Here is a 19232-nt window from a genome sequence, read left to right on the forward strand (position 1 = left end):
AATCACATATGCTAAATTAAAAGCGGAATCTGTGAATTCGTCAACGTATAGTTAGAATCTCCATCTCCTCCTTCCCTCCGCTACGCTTCGGGAACTCGTCGTTGGAGGGACGGTTTATCGTCTTTTCATCTAAATTTTCAGATTATTGAAACATCATTTTTTCAAAAAAATTAAAAAACGATTTGAACGCCAATTTTTCAATGAAATCTAAAAATTTAAGATTAGGATTTTATCGGGCGTTCAGGTTCACCGTTTTTTGAAAATTGGATGTTTGGGTTTCGTCTGAAAAATAAAACAAAAACGAGGAACAAGTTTGAAAATCAAAATAAAAATGAAGCAGCTCGCGCGCGGCGGCGGCAAAACAAACAATCAAAAAAATAAAATAAAAAAGAAATGAAAAATAAAATAAAATAAAAAAGAAACGAAAAATCAATGATGCGTTCGCTCGACAACTACAAGACCGACATCAGAAATCCTTTTCTTTATCGAATCGATATGCGGACACAAATATTCGCCGTCTCTTCCTTTGCACATACAAGAAGCTAAATGAACGGTTGTCGCCCCGTGTTTTTTGACGGATTCGCACAAACGCGTCACACGCCTTCCGCTGCAGCCGCCGCAAGTAAAAACAGCGATCAGACTCGCAGTTTCATCGTAATCCTGAAAATAAGCGGTTTTGTTGTTGAAAGAATTGACACAGGCAAAACCGGGACAGGTTTCGGAAACAATATTGCAGCGAATAATTGCGATTTTTTCATGAGACATAGAATCACCGTGAAACAAAATACAAAATAAACAAAATGAATGAAATGAACGAAATAAATGAAATGAACGAAATAAATGAAATGAACGAAATAAATGAAATGAACGAAATAAACAAAAAATAAACGGATGCTGACGTTTTTTACAGGTGCATCCGTTCAATTAATTCCGTGTCGGGAATTTTTTTGTTTAATTGATTTTATTCAAATCGTGTTTGTTGACTGGTTTTTAATGGATTTAATGTTTTTTTATAGTTTTGTATGACTCGTTTTTTTGAATGGTTTCTTTAATTGTTTTTGAATGGTCTGTTAAAATCGTTTTTGAATGGTTTGTATGAAATTTTTTGATTCAAATGTTCAACCTTTTACCGTTTATCGTTTTGGGAGTTGCCATTTTGATATTTTACAATTTCCCCATTTTTTCGTTTTTGTCGTTTTTCCGTTTTTGTCGTTTTTCCGTTTTGTCGTTTTTAATTCGAACGGTTTTTTCGATGGAAAAAACCTCGATTTTGTGATGAATCGAAACCGAAAATCAGAGCGTGATCAATCTCTTCATATCGGAATCGACATCAGTATTTTTGCTGACATTAAACGTCTTCACCAAAACATCCAAAACGGTCGGCGACAGACATGCCGGAAGCGTCGGACCGATGACGATGTTTTTGACGTTGAGTGAAAGAAGCGCCAAAAAGACAAGCGTTGCCTTTTGCTCGTACCAGGCGATGTTAAAGACAAGCGGCAAATCATTGACAGATTCGGCGCCGAAAACTTCGGCCAGCTTCAAAGCGATGACGACCAAAGAATAACAGTCGTTGCACTGCCCCGCATCCAAAACGCGCGGAATGCCGCCGATGTCGCCCAAATCCAATTTATTGTATCTGTATTTGGCGCAGCCGGCCGTCAAAATGATCGTGTCTTTTGGAAGCTCTTTTGCGAAATCCGTATAATATTGGCGCTCTTTACGGCGCCCGTCGCAGCCGGCCATCACGACAAACTTTTTGATGTCGCCGGACTTCACCGCGTCAACCACCTTGTCGGCAACCGACAAAACCGCTTCATGCGCAAAGCCGGTCATCACCGTGCCGTTTTCAAGTTCGTTCGGCGGAAGACATTTCTTCGCCGCGTCAATGATTTCCGAGAAATCTTTGCTGCCGTCAGATTTTGCCGAAATGTGTTTGATCTGAATCTTATCATCCGAATAGCCGACCATATTTGTCGTAAACAAACGGTCCGCATAGGATTCTTTCGGCGGAACGAGACAATTCGTCGTCATCAAAATCGGACCGTTGAAATTCTCAAATTCGGATTTCTGATGCCACCAGGAATTGCCGTAATTGCCGACGAGATGCTCATATTCTTGGAAAAACGGATACCCGTTTGCCGGAAGCATTTCACCGTGCGTATAAACATCAATGCCCGTTCCTTTCGTTTGCTCAAGAAGCATTTCCAAATCTTTCAAATCATGTCCGCTGATCAAAATTCCCGGATTTTTACCGACACCCGTTGAAACCGAAGTCGGAACAGGACTGCCGTAAGCGCCTGTATTTGCCGCGTCCAGCATCGACATGATTTGAACGCCGACGCTGCCGCACTCCATCAAAAGCGCAATCATTTGTTCAACATCGGGCTTGTCAAGCGGCGAATCTTCAATCGTTGAAATAAGCGCCTTTTCAATAAACCGGTAAACGTCATCATTTTCAGAATTCAGAATAAAAGCGTGCATCCCGTAAGCGGAAATTCCTTTCAGCCCGTAAATAAGCGTTTCCCGAAGAGATCGGACATCAACGTTTTCGGTTGAAAGAACGCCGATTTCTTCCGCCGTTTTTTCCATCAGCTCGTCATAAGTGATCACTGCCGCGTTCGGCGCCTGCGGTCCGGGCGGCGCGCCGCCGTGAACATTGTCTCTGACAACATCTCTTCGGCGAAGCGTATTTTGAATCATGTCTTCAAAGTAAACCGCGTCAAAATTGACATTCGTGAGCGTTGAAAACAAGGCTTCCATGACAAACGGCCCGAAATCGGGATCATTGCAGCCCTTTAATCGGCCGCGGCTGTTGCAGAAAGCATATCCTTTCAGCGCGTAAATCAGCCGATCCTGAAGAACGGCAACCTCTCCTTTTTTACCGCACATGCCGTTCATCGTACAGCCCGTGCCGTTCATGGTTTCTTCACATTGATAGCAGAACATTTTTTATCCTCCGATTTTCTCCGTTTTCAAAAAACGATAAAACCGTTGATTGAAAAACAATTGAGAATTAACATATTCAATCAAATATAATAATTATATTATATTATGATTAATCATAATCCATCTTGAAATTCCATCTTGAAATTCCATCTTGAAATTCCATCTTGAAATTCCATCTTGAAATTGAATCCGTTATTTTCAGAGACATTCAAAACCATTTCGGATAAAGAATATCTTAGAGATACTCAATAGAAAGATGATAGTTATTTAAATAGTAGAAAGTTTCATATCGGATACTATGAAGGAATGTACAATTTACAAAATCATGGATCTTGTCGGAAAAAAGTGGACGCTTTGCATTCTTCATGAACTTCACAAGGGGAATATGTGTGACAAGCGGTTCAACGAGCTGAAAAACCAGTTAAACGATATTACGCCGAAAACATTGTCCGCCCGTTTAAAAGAAATGGAGCAGGAAGGATTGATTACAAAAACAGTCGATTCGTCAACCTTTCCGGTCAAATGCGAATATGCGCTGACGGACAGCGGAAAAGAATTGGTTGTAATCGTCCAGTCACTCAAAGACTGGGGAAACAAATGGGTCGTCGACAACGAAACTTGCCGCCGGACTTTATGTATTGAATGCAAATCTTGATATAATATTAAAATTTTTAATTTATATTCTATAAAAAAGAAATCGGAAGAAAACGAAAAGAACTTTTGAGAGGTGGCTGTAAAGTATTTCGTTTCCTTCCGAGTTGATGCTGCTCGAATATGCAGTTCCGGATTGGCGACGTGAAACTGCAGAAAATCCGGCAATCGTGTTGCTTAAAACAATCAAATTTCTTTTTTTGTTTAAAACAATCGTTTAGATCATTTTGATTTTGAAATGATTTTTAATAATTAAAATCAGCCCGTTTTAATTTCAAACCATTTCGATTTTTACCAATCATTTTTTGCCAATCTGTTTTACCAATCATTTTTTATTAATCTTTTTTTGCCAATCTGTTTTGCCAATCATTTTTTTATCAATCAATTTTACCAATCATTGATCGTTATTATGAATCGTATTTCATTAATCGTTTATTTTGCCAATCATTAATTTTGTAAATCATTAATTTTGTAATTAATTTATCAATCATTGATTTAGCCAATCGTTGATTTTGTCAAGTTTAAATTTATCTTAATTTATCTTTTAACTGTTTCCAATTCGTTTTCTTTCTTATCGTGTCCCGCGCCGCCGCAGCAGCTGCCGCCTGTTGTCGTCTTTGAACAGCCGCCTCCTGTGGAACATCCTGCGCACCCGGTTTCGCCTTTTAACATTTTACGGACTTGCCGGAAGAGAATGTACGCTGCAAAGAGAAGCAGTGCATAAACCAAAAGCTGCGGGATAAGAGAAGCAATATCTGCAGCCATATTCAAACCTCCGTATCGAATCTGACGAGGGAAAGAATTTCATTTAAATGAATCCCGTCAAGGTGAATACCTTCCAAATGGATACCGCTTAAATGAATGCCGAAAGAATCGGATTGTGTGACATGAATTCCTGTCATTTTGAATCTCCTGAATTTTCTGTTTTTGTAATTAAAGTTCTGTTTTTTACAAATTTTGTTTCAACATTTTGTTTAACAAATTTTTTTAACAAATTTTGTTTTTAAGTATTATTTTTAACAAATTTGCATTGATAAATATTATTTCAAATATATATTAATTTTAAATAAATAAGAAGCTTCCCGAGGTTATTCGGGAAGCATTTCTTTGGGATTGAACAATCGTTATTGAGCAATCATATTAAGTACTGCACGACCAAAAGACCGATGCGGTACACGACGAATGCGACAACGTAAGCGACTGCCGTCTGGTAAACGGCTGCAAGAATTGCCAATTTCCAGCTGTTGAGTTCACGCTTGATTGTTGCAAATGCTGCCAAACAGGGCAGGTAGAGCAATGTGAACACCATGAACGCAAGCGCAATGACCGGCGTAAAGAGCATTTCAAAGTCTTCAGGCGTGTATAAGATTTCAATCGTCGAGACGACCGCTTCTTTTGCAATGAAACCTGTGAAGAGTGACATAGCTGCGCGCCAGTCGCCGAATCCGAGCGGTTCAAAGATTGGAGCAATGAAATTTCCGATGACACCAAGAATACTGTCTGCGGAATCTTCGACAGCTGCGAACGAGAAGTCATAGCCTTGGAGGAACCAAATCAAGACGGATGCCAGGAAGATGATCGTACCGGCTCTGATAACGAAACCGCGTGTCTTTTCCCAAATGTGTTTTGCATAAGTGTACAAATCAGGGAAACGGTACGGCGGAAGTTCCATGATGAACGGAGAGGACGGACCTTTGAAGATCGTTTTCTTTAAGAGCCAGGCCGAAGCGATGGCGACGAGAATGCCGAGCACATACAGGAACAGCATGGTCAAACCATAATAGGCGGTAAAGAACACGCCGACGAACAAAGCGTAAATCGGAAGACGTGCACCGCATGACATGAACGGTGTAATGAAGATGGTGGTTTTACGGTCCATTTCATTGTCAAGTGTTCTGGCGGCCATAACGGCGGGAACAGAACATCCGAAACCGAGAATCAGCGGAATGAAACTCTTACCGGAGAGACCGATTTTTTTGAAGATACGGTCAAGCAAGAAAGCGACACGGGCCATATAGCCTGTATCTTCCATAAGTGTCAGGAACACGAAGAGGATGAAGATCTGCGGGACGAATGTCAAAACACCGCCGACACCGGCAATAATACCGTTGATGACAAGGTCAGCCATCCAGTCTGCCGTTCCGGCTGATTCAAACCATTCTTCGACAAATCCGGCTAAGGTTTCGTTGAAAAACACATCGATCCAATCGGTAAAGAAGCCGCCGACCGTGAATGAAAGTTCAAAGACGATAAACATCAAAACCAAGAAAATCGGAATACCGAGCCATTTGTTTGTCAAAATGTTGTCGATCTTTTTCGTACGGTCCTGCTGAACGGTTTTTTCACCTTCGCGAACGGTTGCGGAAACGATTTTGCCGATTTCATCATAAATTTCAGCGGAGTGCGCATCGTAGTTGATTTCATCAGCGTGTTTCAAAAGGGACGGGTCGAATTTTTTCTTTTCGAAAGCGTCGCCTGAAAATTCTTTTTCGCCGGAAGCAGGAATAGCTTCGGGGTTGTCTCCGTAGAATTTGTAACTGTGATCCAAAATGTCATTGGTTTTTTGAATTAAACGCTCAACGCCGCCTTCTGCGACTTTTGAGGATTTGTAGCCCATTAATTTTGCGACTTTTGCGGAGAAGCTTTTGCCTTCAATGGCCGAGATCGGAATGACCGGAACGCCGAGCATTTCAGACATTTTGTCGAAATCGATTCTTGTGCCGTTCTGTTCGACTTCGTCCATCATGTTCAATGCGACGATTATCGGGCAGCCTAATTTTTTGAGCTCGAAAGTCAAATAGAGATTGCGCTCCAAGTTTGTCGCGTCAACGATGTCAATGACCAAATCGGGATTTTCATCGACGATAAAATTGCGGGCGATGATTTCTTCTTCGGAATAAGGTGTTAAAGAATAGATACCTGGCAAGTCAACGACATTGACGGTTTCTTTTTCGTCTTTGCCGGGCGTCTTTTTGGTGTATGTGCCGACTTTTTTGTCGATGGTGACACCGGGCCAGTTTCCGACTTTTTGGTTGGATCCTGTCAAACGGTTGAAAAAGGTTGTTTTACCGCTGTTGGGGTTTCCGGCAAGTGCGATTGTGTATTTTGCGTCTGCCATTGTTAAGCCTTCCCTTTGGCTGCTTTAGAGCATTCTTTCATATCTTCGATGAAGATGCTGGACGCTTCATTCTTGCGGATGGAGAGTATATAATTGCGGATTTTAAGTTCGAGCGGATCGCCGAGGGGCGCAACTTTTACGACTTCTATTTCCGTACCGGGTGTGACCCCCATACAGAGCAAACGATTCTTAAGGATATTATCGCCGCCGATATTCACTACTTTACAGGAATATCCCGGCTTGACTTCATTTAATGTGTTTGTCATGCCAATCACTGAAATAACCATTGTTACAATTATTACGGATTAGCTTAAGCGGAATAGATGAATTTACCAAGATGATTTTGCTTTAATGAATTTTGCCAATCAAGATGCCAATCAAGAATTCACTTAAGCTGCTTATGCTTAAATTTTTAAATTAATTTTATTTTTAAATTAATTTTATATCAATTCGAAAACAAACATAATCTTTTCAAAAAACGGTTCAAAAACAAATCCCGTACTTGTTGAAGAAAAGAAACCGGCCTGAAAGACCGGTTTACTTTTTTTCGGAGTTATCTGCTTTCAAGTTTTTTGGGTGGATTATACGTTTTTGTTTTTGAAATGATTGAATGAGACACAAATTAATTGTGCCATTCGTTTTCTCACATATTTTATCGGAAAAAATCGGATGATTTTAACCGGGGTGAAATAAGTCAAATAAACAAAAAATGAAAAGGACAAAAATTAGTGTCATGAAGAGAGGGTTTTCTGAGAGGCAATAATTTTTGATTTGAACATATCATTTTTCATTTATTCAAAATATTTCGTTTAGACGAAAACAAATCTTAATCAAACATTAAAGTATATAAATCTGTTGAATGAAAAAACGAAATAGATTCGCCATATAAAACAAAATTATACGAATAGAAATTGATAGAAGATAACGATTTTTAAAAATTTCGCCAAACAAAAATGTATTCGAAAACAACTGAATTTGAAGAAAAATGAAGCTTAAATTTTCCCGAATTTCCCCGAATTTTCTTGATTTTTAGAATTTTCTCTGAGGCGCGGCAAAAAAATCAAATTGTTCAAAAATAATTCAAATAATAATCAACAGATAATCAACAGATAATCATCAACAGATAATCAAACAGATAATCATCAACAGATAATCAAACAGATAATTCAAACCAATATTTGATAAATGAAAAGGACATCAATGAACGTCATAATAAATAACATAACAAGTCTTTGGAATAAAACATTCTCATAATTTCAGTAAAAATAAAAGAAAAAGAGAATGAAAAACAAATTAAAGGAAATCAAAAATGGATTTGGAAGGCTATGCCGCACATTTAATTCAAAATGAAGAAAATGATGTGCAACTCAAATTAAAGGAAAAAATAATTGAATTAAAGAAATGCTGCGGTCAGGATGAAGCCGATATTTTAGCCGCCGCGATTCTTGAAGAAACAAAGTCCGCGCTTTTCGTTAAAGGCGACGTTTTTGAATATCAAAAAAGCGGCGCCTCCATGGGAGAATTCGGAATCGGTTCGCGCGGCGCGGGCGATTTTTATGTTCATGAAAAGATCGGAAAAGTGATCGGAAAAACAACTGCTGTTTTGGATTCGTCAAACATGGATGATTCGGGTGTTGTCGCGCTTGCGGGCGGCACGAATTCCGGCGGTACGAATTCAGGAGGCACAAATTCCGACGGAGCAAATTCCGGCAGCGCAGACGGAGCAGACTCTCCCGACTATTTGGTCGTCACCGTTGACGGTATGCACTCCCGCCTCAGCGCGTTTCCGTTCCTCTCAGGGTTTCATGTTGCCAAAGCGGCGCTTCGCGACATTTACGTGATGGGCGCAAAACCGGCGGCGATGCTCTCGGACATTCATGTGGCTGATGACGGCGACGCGGCGATGATTTTTGATCATTTGGCGGGCATTTCGGCGGTTGCCGAGTTGTCCGGAATTCCGCTTGTCACGGGAAGCACGCTTCGAATCGGCGGCGACATGGTCATCGGAAAGCGGATGACAGGATGTGTCGGCGCTGTCGGCGCGGTAAATGCGGGCAGTTTGACGGCGCGCAACAACGCAAAATCCGGCGACTTGATTTTAATGACGGAAGGAACCGGCGGCGGCACGGTGACGACGGCTGCGATTTATTCGGGATATGAAAAAGCAGCAGAGGTTGTTGAAAAAACATTGAATATTGATTTTTTGATTGCAGTGCAAGCGCTTTTGGATTCGAAAGAAAAATTGCATACTCAAATTCATGTGATGACGGATGTGACAAACGGCGGCGTTCGCGGCGATGCTTATGAAATTTCAAAAGAAGCGAACATCCGTCTTGTTTTTGACGACGGCGCGCTGGTTCAATGTGTTGAGCCGACGGTTTTGGAAATGTTTGAGAAATTGGAAATTGATTTCAGAGGTGTTTCAATCGATTCATTGCTTGTGATTTGTCCGCCGGAAATTGCAGAAAATGTGATTCAAACGGTCAACGGCGCGGGTGTAAAAATGTTTGTTGTCGGCCGCGTTGAAGAAAAGCAAACGGGAAAATTCGACACGGCTCTTATGATTGACGGTGCCGAGAAAGAATTTAAACCGATGTTTCGGGAAGCGGCTTATACGCCGATAAAAAAAGTCATCGGCGAAAGAACGCCGCCGGATTTTGAGGAAATGAAAAAAGGAATTGATGCGGCGGCGGATTCGGCAATTGAAAAGAAAGAGCGGATCGTGAAGAGGATTCAAAATAGAAAATGACCGATTTTCATTTCAATTCTCGGACGAAACCAAACATCATTTTTCTTTAACTTTTATGAACCCGAACGCCCTTTTCTGAAACCCAAAAGATAATTTTTGAAAGAAAAACGGCGTTCGTTTTTGCTTAATTTGAAATAAAACGGATGTTTGTTTTTAATTAGATAAACTAAAAAGTTCAGATACCGTCCCCGCAAGTTGAGGTTCCCGTAGCACAGCGAAGGGAATCGAAACTTGGCAGATTCTTACACGACGAATAAAAAGTTCAAGTTCTGTCAGACTTCTAATTCTAAGTAAAAAAAGCGGATTCTTACCAAGACAAATAAAAAGCTCGAGCTCAGCTGATTGCATCGGCAATTTAAATGTCAGCATCTGTGAAATTCGTCGACGTATGGTTAGAATCTCAATCTCCTTCTTTCCTCCGCTACGCTTCGGAAACGCGTCGATTGAGGGGCGGTTTTTTGTCTTTCATTCAATTTTCAAACAAACCCAAACATTCCTTTTCTATTAATTTCAATAAACCCGAACGCCCGTTAAAACCTAAAAATAAAAAGAATCTTTTAAAAAAACGGCGTTCGTTTTTGTTTAATTTGAAACAAAATGGATGTTTGTTTTTTGTTTAATATAAATGAAAAGTTTAGATACCGCCCCCGCAAGTTGAGTTTCCGAGCGAAGCGAGGAGATGAGACTTGGCGGATTCTTTCCATGATGAATAAAAATTCAGATTCAGCCAAAAATTTGCAGTTGAAAAAAAATTAAAAACAGCAATTTCAAATTTATTTTCAATTATTTTTTGTATTTTTCCAAAACCGTTTTCAAATCTTCAACATTATCAACAAAATCATCCAATGTTTCTTGAATCATCAAATTCACTTTTTCATCGGGCGTTTGAATCCTGAAATCCGTTCGAATGCCGACAATCGGTTTTCCCGACGCGTAAGCATATCCGAGTTCCCAGGCGGTTCCCGAATCAACGTCAACGCCGTCTAAAACTGTGACAACCATATCGCTTTTTTGAAGACCGTTAAAGCAGCTGTTAAAAATTGCCGACTGATTGCGCTCGATTCTTTGATCTTTATTGTCTTCGGCATCTTCCTGCGGCAAAAATACTGAAAAACCCATATCTAGCATGATTTGCTGAAGCTTTTTGTTAAACTCGCGCTCGGCTTGGGAAAAGAGCGCGCCTGCCAAATAAATTTGAACCATTTTGAAAAACTCCTTGAAATATTTTGAAAAAAATTGAAATATTGAAAAAATTAAAAATTCTTAAAATGAAAATCGGCAGGAGAATATAAAAAGATGCTGATGAAGCTGTTTCATATTGAAATAAATTAAAAAATGGGAAGCGGATTGAAAAAGTAAATTAAAAAGAGGACGGCTCGCGCGAGGGCGGCCGGGCAGTGAGCGGAAACAGGAAGGTGGCAGCGGCAGCAAAAACCGGATTGGCAGCGGCAACACAAACGGCAGGCAGCAGCGGCAGCATAAACCGGATTGACAGCGGCAACATTAAAAGACAGTTGCAGACTTGCAGTCTTAGCCGGCGCCGAATGCAGTCGGGAAATCAGGGCGCTTTTAATTTTTCGTTTCTTACGGGAAAGAATCTCCAACTCCTTCTTTCCTCCGCTGCGCTTCGGAAACGCGTCGTTGGAGGAGGCGGTTTTTGAAAATTAACTCAATCTAAAATCAATTGAAACATCGTCTTTCATCAATTTTCTTCAAAAACGGAACGCCTTCTTTTATCCAAATCTAAAACATTTATTTAGGATTTTATCGGGCGTTCAGGTTCAACGATTTTGAAAATTGGATGTTTAGGTTTCATTATAAAAATAAATTAAAAACGATGGAGCGGTTTGAAAAATAAAACAAAAATGATGCAGTTCGCGCGCGGCGGCGGCGAAACAAACCAATCAAAAAACAAAATAAAAAAGAAATGAAAAAAGAAATGAAAAAAGAAATGAAAAAGAAATGGAAAAGAAAATAAAAAAAGAAAACGAAGAGAAAATGAAAAGAGAAAAAAGAAAAAATGAATCAGTCTTCCGGCTGATTCGTAAAACGGCCGCAGCTTGTCGGCAGCGTGTTCGGAACTTTTTTGGAATTGTTGACCGGAACATTGTCGCCGCCTTTGCTGCCGTCTTTGGTTTTGTCTTTCTTCTTCTCGAAATTGCGGTCATAAAGCAAAGCCGCGTTCAAAACGACCAAAACGGAACCGATGTTGTGAACAAGCGCGCCGGTCACCGGATTCAAAATGCCGATGACGGACAAATAAATCGCAATCGCATTGATGATCATTGAAACAATGATGCTGAACTTGATTGTTGAAATCGTCGCGTTTGAAAGACGCTTCAAATACGGAATCTTTTCAATATTGTCGCTCATCAAAGCAACGTCGGACGCTTCAATCGCAATGTCACTTCCCATGCTGCCCATCGAAACACCGACATCAGCCGTCTTCAACGCGGGCGCGTCATTGACACCGTCACCGATCATACAAACAATGTGACCGGCATCTTTCATCTTTTGAATTTCAGACACTTTGTCGGCCGGCAAAAGTTCGGCGTGAACATCCGTGATGCCGACGATGGACGCGAAATAATCCGCCGTCTGCTTGTGGTCTCCCGTCAGCAGAACGACATTCGTATTCATTTCTTTCAACTCGTCAACCATCATTTTCGCTTCCATGCGCAGCGAATCGGAAAGCGCGACGACGCCGATAATTTTCTTGTCAGCCGCAATCAAAATGGAAGCTTTGCCTTCGGAACGCAGTTTTTCGAGTTCGGCAGAAACCGTATCATCAATCGTAATGTCATGATCAAGCATGAAACCGACATTGCCGCAAAGAAGGAATTTGCCTTCAACATTTGAGCTGATGCCTTTTCCGGGAATCATTGAAAAGTCAGCTGCATCCGGCAGCGGAAGATCGCAGTTTTTAGCGTGCGCCGTTACGGCTTTTCCGAGCGGGTGTTCGGAATAAGATTCGGCGGCAGCCGTCATTGCCAAAATTTGAGATTCCGACAAACTTGAATCAAACGAAACAATGTCGCTGACTTCCAAATTTCCGTGCGTCAATGTTCCTGTTTTGTCAAACGCGATGCTGTCGACTTTTCCCATGTTTTCAAGCGCTTCGCCTGATTTGATAATCACGCCGTGCTTTGTCGCCTGACCGATTGCTGCAATAATTGCAGTCGGCGTTGCCAGCACAAGCGCGCAGGGGCAGAAGACGACCAAAACGGTCACAGCGCGGACGAGTTCACCTGTCAGGAAGTAAGCGGCAATCGCAATAGCGAGCGCGATCGGGACAAGCCATGTCGCCCATTTATCGACAATGCGCTGCATCGGTGCCTGATTGTTTTCGGCTTCCCGGACCAAACGAATAAGCTTTTGAAGAGACGAATCTTCGCCGACTTTGGTTGCGCGGATGTCGATTGCGCCGAACCGGTTGATTGTTCCGCAGAAAACTTCGTCGCCGATTGTTTTGTCAATCGGGAGTGATTCGCCGGTGATAATGGATTGGTCAACGGATGTGTTTCCGACGATAATTTCACCGTCAACGGGAATCGTTTCACCGGGAAGAACACGAAGAAGATCGTCTTTTTTGATTTCTTCGGCGGACACCATTTCTTCAACAGTCGTTCCGTTTTTCGTGATCAAACGGCGGCCTTGTGTCGGCGCTAAATTGATCAGCTTTTTAATTCCTTTCTTGGAACGCTCAACAGTCTTTTCTTCTAAAATGGCGCCGATTGCCATGATGAAAGCCACTTCGCCGGCGGCGAAAAGTTCATCGATATAAATAGAAGCAACCATGGCGATACAAATCAGCAGTGCCGAAGAAATCCAGCGCTGCCGAACGAGTCTTGTAATCGCTAAATAGAAAAGCGGATAACCGCAGATGATAACGGTCACCCATCCGGGATCAAGCGGAATTGAAATTCCGGCGATATCGACAACCGGAACCGGCGTGCTCGTTAAAAAGAAATAAAGACTCGGAATCAGGAAAACACCGCCGATTAACGTCATCGCGGTGCCGCTGAGGAGGTCAAATAATTTTTTTGCTAAAGACATTAAACATACTCCCTAAAACACAATAAACTAAAGTTAAAAAGATAAGATAAAGTAAAACAGAGTTTGCGCCAAAATTATATTAAGCTTACTGATACCGTTTTCATACGGAAATTCAATTTTGTAAGATTCAGTATAACAGATGATCACATTTTACATAACAAAAATGACGAAAAATGAAAAAACGTAAAATCAAAAAACAGAAAAACGGCAATGAGAGTCGAAGTTAAAGAAAAACGAGCGTTATAAAAAATGAAAAAATATTCATAAAAATAAGAAAAAGTGAATAAAATGCAAAAATTTGTATGGAAATTGAATTGAAAATAAAAATTGATTAAAACTTGGACAGTTTTTTGAACATGCTGCTGTAATAGCGGGTTTGTGCTGCCAATCAGGTTTGTGTTGCTGCTGCCAATCCGGTTTGCGTTGCTGCTGCCAATCAGGTTTGCGTTGCTGCCGCCAATCAGGTTTGTGTTTCTGCTGCCAATCAGGTTTGTGTTGCTGCTGCCAACAGGTTTGCGTTGCTGCTGCCAATCCGGTTTGCGTTGCTGCTGCCAATCAGGTTTGCGTTGCTGCCGCCAATCAGGTTTGTGTTTCTGCTGCCAATCAGGTTTGTGTTGCTGCTGCCGAGCCGGTTTGCGCTTCCGGCAGACAGCCGCAGCAACAGCAGCTCGCCGCCGTCGCGCGATTTGTCCCGTTTTCATAAAATTAGAATATTGCCCCATCCTTTTATTATTTAGATTGTAAAAACCGAATCATTGTTTTTCAAAAATTAAACACAGAACAAGAGTTTTAAATCGTTTTAAGTGATTATAAAAATTTATAAAAGATTTATATATTCAAATTTCTTACACACATTCTAATAAACTAAAACAGCAGGCAGAAATTATTTTTGCCGCGAATGAAAAAAGAAAGGGAAAACAGGAAAAATCATGATTAAAATCGGTATTGTCGGTGCTTCCGGATACACCGGAGAAGAATTGCTGCGCCTCCTTGCAAACCACCCGTCAGCGGAAGCCGTTGTCGCAACAGCGCGCGCAGCTGCCGGAAAAAAGGTTTCTTCGATTCATGAAAATCTCAAAGGACTTTGTGATTTGACATTTGAAGAGCCGGATTATGAAAAAATCAAAAAAGAGTGCGACATCGTTTTTATGGCAGTTCCGCACGGAACGGCAATGGACGCGGTTCCCGAAATTTTGAAAGACAGCAAATGTAAAATCATTGACTTAAGCGCCGATTACCGTCTCAAAACCGATGTTTTCGAAGAAGTCTACGGCATGAAACACAAAGCACCGATTGACGCGGTTTACGCGATTCCGGAAGTTCATCCCGAAGTCAATAAAAATTTAAAAGACCGTTTGATTGCAAATCCCGGCTGCTTCCCGACAGGCGCAACGCTTGCCGCAGCGCCGCTTGCCGCCGCAGGACTTTTAAAATCCGTCATTTTCGATTCCAAAACAGGCGTGACCGGAGCCGGAAACACGCCGTCAGCGACATCTCATTACCCGAATTTGGCGGAAAATATTATTCCGTACAAATTAACGGCGCACCGCCACCTCGCGGAAATGGTTCAGGAAGTATCCCGCCTCCAGCCCGGATTTGAAAACGTATCTTTCACGCCGCATGTGATTCCCGTTTCCCGCGGCATTCTAACGACCGCACATATCGAAACGACGGAAAAATTGACGACGGCGGATGTCAAAAAGATGTATGAAGATTATTACGACGGCAAACCGTTTGTTCAGTTCGCAGAAAGCGTGCCGTCGCTTGCAAACGTTCGCGGCTCGAATTTCTGTCACATCGGAATGGAAGCCGACGCGCGCAATAACCGTGTCGTTGTTCTCTCGGCAATTGACAACCTCGTCAAAGGCGCCTCGGGACAAGCGATTCAGAACATGAATATTATCTGCGGCCTCAAAGAAACCGAAGGACTTTGGTTCCCGGGATTGATTTAATCAAAAAAGAATTCCAAAAAAAACAATAAATGAATAAAAAACAAATCAAAAAAATAAATCAAAAAATGAATAAAGCAAATCAAAAAATGAATAGAAAAGAAATCAAAAACATTAAAATCAGAAATAAAAAAACAATTAAAAATAATACAAAAAATCTGAAAACGAACCGAACAAAACGAATCTGAAAATAAAAACATAAAACGAAAAGAAATCAAACGGAAATGGTGAAAATGATTAAAGAAATCAAAGGCGGAATCTGTGCTGTTGACGGTGTGAAAGCTTTCGGCATCAAAGAAGGGAAAAAAGGTCTCGCGATTATTACTGCAAAAGGAAACGCGGCAGGCGTCCATACAAAAAACAAAGTCATCGCTGCGCCCAACATTGTGACAAAAGAGAAATTGGAAACAAACGGCGGATTTTTGGAAGCCGTTATCGTGAACAGCGGAAATGCGAACGCTTTTACCGGCGAAGACGGATTAAAAGACGCAAATGGGATGGCGGATGCACTTGCCGGAAAACTCGGCATCGACACGAAATTTGTTGCCGTTGCGTCAACCGGCGTGATCGGGCGCAAGCTTCACATTGATATTATTAAAGAGCAGATGTGTACTGTTTTGCCGAATCTTTCTTCAAGTGAAAAAGCCAACGAAGAAACGATGAAAGCGATCATGACAACGGATTTGGTTCCGAAAGGATTTGCCGTTGAAGCAGAAACCGCGCTCGGAACATTCAGAGTCGGCGGCATCACAAAAGGTTCCGGCATGATCGAACCCAACATGGGAACGATGCTTGCATTCATTTACACGGATGCCGAAGTCAAATCGGAAATTTTGAAATCGGCTTTAAACGACGCTGTTCGAAAAACATTCAATATGATTGTCGTTGACGGCGACACGAGCACAAACGATATGTGTCTGCTGACCGCAACCGGAAAATCAGATGTTGTCATCAATTCTTATGAAAAACCCGATGTTTGCGCCGAATTCCAAAATGCGCTTGAAACAGTCATGAAAGAATTGGCGAAAATGATTGCAAAAGACGGTGAAGGCGCAACCAAACTGATTGAATGTACTGTCACGGGTGCGTACACAGAAGATGACGCCATTGCTGCCGCCAAAGCAATCGTCCGCTCGCCGCTCGTCAAGACCGCGATTTACGGCAATGACCCGAACTGGGGCCGCATTGTCGCCGCCGCCGGTTACTCTGGCGCGGAATTCGATCAAACAGGAATTTCACTCATTGTCGCCGACGGCTGCAATCAAGTTTCGCTCGTCGACAAAGGAAAAATTACCAAAAACGATGAAGCAACCCTTTCAAATTTAAAAACGATCATGTCCGCCGAAACCATATACATAGAAATGAACCTCGGAACCGGCGGAAAAGAAACGGCAACCGCGTGGGGTTGCGATTTGACGTACGATTATGTGAAAATCAACGCGGATTATACGACATAATCCGGCAATTCGTATCTTAAAAGGAGTGAAAAACTCCTTCCGGTTTCTTTTTTATTTTAGATTGATGAAAAACGAACGGCAAATTGAATGATACAGAAAAGCGGAGCGGCTCGCGCGGGCGGCGGTGCCGGTTACGGCGGGCAGGCGACAGCGGAAGTTAAAAGACAGTTGCAGACTTGCAGTCCTGCCGGCGCCGGCAGCAATAATAATAATAATAATAATAATAATAATAATAATAATAAAATCGGTGATTCGGGTTTGCTGAATTGCGGCAAGAATCTTCAGCGCCTCCTTTTTTCAATTTTCGGATAAACCCAAACATCGTTTTTCTTTAATCTATCAAAACCTGAACGCCCGATAAAATCCAAAAAAATAAAGCAATTTTTGGGATAAAAACGGCGTTCGTTTTTGTTTTAGATTAATAAAACTGATGTTTGATTTTTGATTTAAGTGAATTAAAATCCCAAGCAACAACCCCGCAAGTTGAAATTCCCGTAGCGTAGCGAAGGGAATTGAGACTTGGCGGATTCTTTCAACGACGAATAAAAAGTTCAAGTTCAGCTGATTGCAGACACAATTTAAAATTCCCGTAGCATAGCGTTGGGAATTGAGACTTGGCGGATTCTTTCACGACGAATAAAAAGTTCGAGTTCAGCTGATTGCAGATATAAGTTAAAAAGGCGGAACCGGCAAATTCGTCAACTCATTGTTAGAATCTCCATCTCCTCCTTCACTCGCTTCGCTCGTGAACTCGTCGTTGGAGTGGCGGTAAATCGCCTTTTATTTCAATTTTCGGACAAACCCAAACATCGTTTTTTCTTTAATCAATTAAAACCCGAACGCCCGATAAAATCCAAAAAAATAAAACAATTTTTTGATAAAAATCGGCGTTCATTTTTGTTTTAGATTGATAAAAACGATGTTTGATTTTGATTTAAGTGAATTAAAATCCCAAGCAACAACCCCGCAAGTTGAAATTCCCGTAGCGTAGCGAAGGGAATTGAGACTTGGCGGATTCTTTCAACGACGAATAAAAAGTTCGAGTTCAGCTGATTGCAGATATAAGTTAAAAAGGCGGAACCGGCAAATTCGTCGACTCATTGTTAGAATCTCCGACTCCTTCTTTCCTCCGCTGACGCTTCGGAAACGCGTCGTTGGAGGGGCGGTATTTTGTCTTTTGATTCAATTTATTTTTCGTTGAAACATCATTTTTCATTCAACATTCTTCAAAAATGGGAACGCTTTCTTTTCAACGAACTTAAAAAAATTAAGATTAGGATTTTAAGGAGCGTTCAGGTTCAACGATTTTTGAAAAATTGGATGTTTAGGTTTCATGAAAACAAAAATAAAACGAGGACAAATTTAAAAATCAAAGAAAAACGGAGCGACTCGCACGCGGCGACCGCCAAAAGAAATCAAAATGGGAAATAAAAAAACATTAAGAAATCAAATCAATCAAAAATTAAGAAAGCAAAGGCAAATCAATACAGAAATATGTCCCCTTTTCTTCCGTACTCTCAAAATGAACATTTCCGCCGAGCGCCTGTTCGCCGAGCATTCTTATGCTGAACAAGCCGACACCGCGGTTGGTGCCTTTTGTGGAAAACTGCATATCAAAAAGCTGTTCCCGAACATCTTCGGAAATCACGCTGTCATTGTGGACCCAAAAGCGCACGTGGTCATCGTGAACTTCGGCGCCGATGCGGACCGAGCCGCCTTCTTCCGTTGCTTCGATCGCGTTTTTCGTCATATTTACCAAAATGCGCGACAGAATAATCTTATCCGTCACAACAGACTCATCCGGACCGTCTGAAATTTCAATCGTCCGGCCTTTCGAAACATTATGTGTTTTCAATTTAAGCGCCGCAAGCTCCAGAATTTCATGCGTGCTCGTCTCTTCCAAAACAGGACGCAAAGTGTTGGATTCAGTTCTTAAAAAGTCACGATGATATTCGATTTCTTCAATCAAAGAATCACATAAAAAAAGCGCATTTGTTGAATACTTTTTCAGCTTTTCGGGATCATCGATTTCATTCATCAATTCAAGAAAACCGCGAAGACCGCCCGCGGAATTCAAAATATCGTGAAGAAAAAGAAGCGCATTCTGACGCGTTTCATCCGCCGAGCGGGACATCTCACAATACGACACACCGCCTTTGGGTGAATCAAACATATCATCTTCCTTCGGCGTAAAAGCGCGAGGAGCCGTACATTTATTTGAATTCGGAGACATAAAAAGCAAATCCGCAAAAATTGCAAAGTTTTTTGATTACTTTTCAAAAAGCAATGATATTATAAAAATA

General features: G+C 41.4%; 16 protein-coding genes. 6 read left to right on the forward strand and 10 right to left on the reverse strand.

The annotated features are described in order from the left end of the window. Positions 1-429: 429 nt before the first annotated feature. Together MmiHf6_RS03170 and hcp are read right to left on the reverse strand one after the other, a co-directional pair. Entirely contained in the window at positions 430-765 is a 336-nt protein-coding gene (locus tag MmiHf6_RS03170) for a CGGC domain-containing protein (RefSeq protein WP_316558259.1), read from the reverse strand. Between the two features lie 528 nt (positions 766-1293). Further along, positions 1294-2949: a hydroxylamine reductase gene (hcp, locus tag MmiHf6_RS03175; protein WP_316558260.1), complete on the reverse strand. Its 1656-nt coding sequence runs from the start codon at positions 2947-2949 to the stop codon at positions 1294-1296. A gap of 298 nt (positions 2950-3247) precedes the next feature. On the opposite strand from hcp, the gene MmiHf6_RS03180 reads away from it, so the two are divergent. Beyond that, positions 3248-3604, forward strand: a complete 357-nt coding sequence (locus MmiHf6_RS03180; protein ID WP_316558261.1) for a winged helix-turn-helix transcriptional regulator — start codon at positions 3248-3250, stop codon at positions 3602-3604. Positions 3605-4137: 533 nt separating this feature from the next. Here MmiHf6_RS03180 and MmiHf6_RS03185 read toward each other — a convergent pair. The 4 genes from MmiHf6_RS03185 to MmiHf6_RS03200 all read right to left on the reverse strand — a co-directional run bounded on the left by MmiHf6_RS03185 (position 4138) and on the right by MmiHf6_RS03200 (position 6984). After that, entirely contained in the window at positions 4138-4365 is a 228-nt protein-coding gene (locus MmiHf6_RS03185) for a hypothetical protein (protein WP_316558262.1), read from the reverse strand. A 2-nt stretch (positions 4366-4367) separates the two neighbouring features. Next, a complete protein-coding gene (locus MmiHf6_RS03190; protein ID WP_316558263.1) occupies positions 4368-4502 on the reverse strand; it encodes a hypothetical protein in 135 nt (44 codons plus the stop codon). A gap of 233 nt (positions 4503-4735) precedes the next feature. Beyond that, positions 4736-6718 carry a ferrous iron transport protein B gene (feoB, locus tag MmiHf6_RS03195; protein WP_316558264.1) on the reverse strand — a complete coding sequence of 661 codons (1983 nt, stop codon included), beginning with the start codon at positions 6716-6718 and terminating at the stop codon, positions 4736-4738. Positions 6719-6720: 2 nt separating this feature from the next. After that, the gene (locus MmiHf6_RS03200; RefSeq protein ID WP_316558644.1) at positions 6721-6984 is read right to left on the reverse strand and encodes a FeoA family protein; all 264 of its coding nucleotides are present in this window, start codon (positions 6982-6984) and stop codon (positions 6721-6723) included. Between the two features lie 1043 nt (positions 6985-8027). On the opposite strand from MmiHf6_RS03200, the gene MmiHf6_RS03205 reads away from it, so the two are divergent. Further along, on the forward strand, positions 8028-9467 hold the full coding sequence (locus MmiHf6_RS03205) for an AIR synthase-related protein (protein ID WP_316558265.1): 1440 nt from the start codon (positions 8028-8030) through the stop codon (positions 9465-9467). A gap of 783 nt (positions 9468-10250) precedes the next feature. On the opposite strand, the gene MmiHf6_RS03210 is transcribed toward MmiHf6_RS03205, so the two are convergent. The 3 genes from MmiHf6_RS03210 to MmiHf6_RS03220 all read right to left on the reverse strand — a co-directional run bounded on the left by MmiHf6_RS03210 (position 10251) and on the right by MmiHf6_RS03220 (position 13523). Then, the gene (locus tag MmiHf6_RS03210; protein WP_316558266.1) at positions 10251-10670 is read right to left on the reverse strand and encodes a nucleoside 2-deoxyribosyltransferase; all 420 of its coding nucleotides are present in this window, start codon (positions 10668-10670) and stop codon (positions 10251-10253) included. Positions 10671-10795: 125 nt separating this feature from the next. Then, positions 10796-11071 carry a hypothetical protein gene (locus MmiHf6_RS03215; RefSeq protein ID WP_316558267.1) on the reverse strand — a complete coding sequence of 92 codons (276 nt, stop codon included), beginning with the start codon at positions 11069-11071 and terminating at the stop codon, positions 10796-10798. 421 nt (positions 11072-11492) lie between these two features. Further along, positions 11493-13523, reverse strand: a complete 2031-nt coding sequence (locus tag MmiHf6_RS03220; protein ID WP_316558268.1) for a heavy metal translocating P-type ATPase — start codon at positions 13521-13523, stop codon at positions 11493-11495. A 376-nt stretch (positions 13524-13899) separates the two neighbouring features. On the opposite strand from MmiHf6_RS03220, the gene MmiHf6_RS03225 reads away from it, so the two are divergent. The 4 genes from MmiHf6_RS03225 (at position 13900) to MmiHf6_RS03240 (ending at position 17241) form a co-directional block, all read left to right on the forward strand. Continuing rightward, positions 13900-14226 carry a hypothetical protein gene (locus MmiHf6_RS03225; RefSeq protein WP_316558269.1) on the forward strand — a complete coding sequence of 109 codons (327 nt, stop codon included), beginning with the start codon at positions 13900-13902 and terminating at the stop codon, positions 14224-14226. A 226-nt stretch (positions 14227-14452) separates the two neighbouring features. Beyond that, positions 14453-15475 carry an N-acetyl-gamma-glutamyl-phosphate reductase gene (gene argC / locus MmiHf6_RS03230; RefSeq protein ID WP_316558270.1) on the forward strand — a complete coding sequence of 341 codons (1023 nt, stop codon included), beginning with the start codon at positions 14453-14455 and terminating at the stop codon, positions 15473-15475. Positions 15476-15708: 233 nt separating this feature from the next. Next, positions 15709-16929 carry a bifunctional ornithine acetyltransferase/N-acetylglutamate synthase gene (gene argJ / locus MmiHf6_RS03235; RefSeq protein WP_316558645.1) on the forward strand — a complete coding sequence of 407 codons (1221 nt, stop codon included), beginning with the start codon at positions 15709-15711 and terminating at the stop codon, positions 16927-16929. 87 nt (positions 16930-17016) lie between these two features. Continuing rightward, a complete protein-coding gene (locus tag MmiHf6_RS03240) occupies positions 17017-17241 on the forward strand; it encodes a hypothetical protein (RefSeq protein WP_316558271.1) in 225 nt (74 codons plus the stop codon). 1150 nt (positions 17242-18391) lie between these two features. On the opposite strand, the gene MmiHf6_RS03245 is transcribed toward MmiHf6_RS03240, so the two are convergent. Then, on the reverse strand, positions 18392-19162 hold the full coding sequence (locus MmiHf6_RS03245) for a sensor histidine kinase (protein ID WP_316558272.1): 771 nt from the start codon (positions 19160-19162) through the stop codon (positions 18392-18394). Positions 19163-19232: the final 70 nt, after the last annotated feature.

Origin of the sequence: Methanimicrococcus hongohii, assembly GCF_032594095.1 — an archaeon.
Classification (GTDB): Archaea; Halobacteriota; Methanosarcinia; order Methanosarcinales; family Methanosarcinaceae; genus Methanimicrococcus; species Methanimicrococcus hongohii.

What these genes read in the sequence shown, in the direction of transcription:
- MmiHf6_RS03180 (WP_316558261.1), top strand. Translation starts at nt 3,248, where the DNA reads ATGAAGGAATGTACAATTTACAAAATCATGGATCTTGTCGGAAAAAAG.
- argC (WP_316558270.1), top strand. Translation starts at nt 14,453, where the DNA reads ATGATTAAAATCGGTATTGTCGGTGCTTCCGGATACACCGGAGAAGAA.
- MmiHf6_RS03190 (WP_316558263.1), bottom strand. Translation starts at nt 4,502, where the DNA reads ATGACAGGAATTCATGTCACACAATCCGATTCTTTCGGCATTCATTTA.
- hcp (WP_316558260.1), bottom strand. Translation starts at nt 2,949, where the DNA reads ATGTTCTGCTATCAATGTGAAGAAACCATGAACGGCACGGGCTGTACG.
- MmiHf6_RS03220 (WP_316558268.1), bottom strand. Translation starts at nt 13,523, where the DNA reads ATGTCTTTAGCAAAAAAATTATTTGACCTCCTCAGCGGCACCGCGATG.
- MmiHf6_RS03245 (WP_316558272.1), bottom strand. Translation starts at nt 19,162, where the DNA reads ATGTCTCCGAATTCAAATAAATGTACGGCTCCTCGCGCTTTTACGCCG.
- MmiHf6_RS03205 (WP_316558265.1), top strand. Translation starts at nt 8,028, where the DNA reads ATGGATTTGGAAGGCTATGCCGCACATTTAATTCAAAATGAAGAAAAT.
- MmiHf6_RS03170 (WP_316558259.1), bottom strand. Translation starts at nt 765, where the DNA reads ATGTCTCATGAAAAAATCGCAATTATTCGCTGCAATATTGTTTCCGAA.
- feoB (WP_316558264.1), bottom strand. Translation starts at nt 6,718, where the DNA reads ATGGCAGACGCAAAATACACAATCGCACTTGCCGGAAACCCCAACAGC.
- MmiHf6_RS03240 (WP_316558271.1), top strand. Translation starts at nt 17,017, where the DNA reads ATGATACAGAAAAGCGGAGCGGCTCGCGCGGGCGGCGGTGCCGGTTAC.
- MmiHf6_RS03210 (WP_316558266.1), bottom strand. Translation starts at nt 10,670, where the DNA reads ATGGTTCAAATTTATTTGGCAGGCGCGCTCTTTTCCCAAGCCGAGCGC.
- MmiHf6_RS03185 (WP_316558262.1), bottom strand. Translation starts at nt 4,365, where the DNA reads ATGGCTGCAGATATTGCTTCTCTTATCCCGCAGCTTTTGGTTTATGCA.
- MmiHf6_RS03200 (WP_316558644.1), bottom strand. Translation starts at nt 6,984, where the DNA reads ATGACAAACACATTAAATGAAGTCAAGCCGGGATATTCCTGTAAAGTA.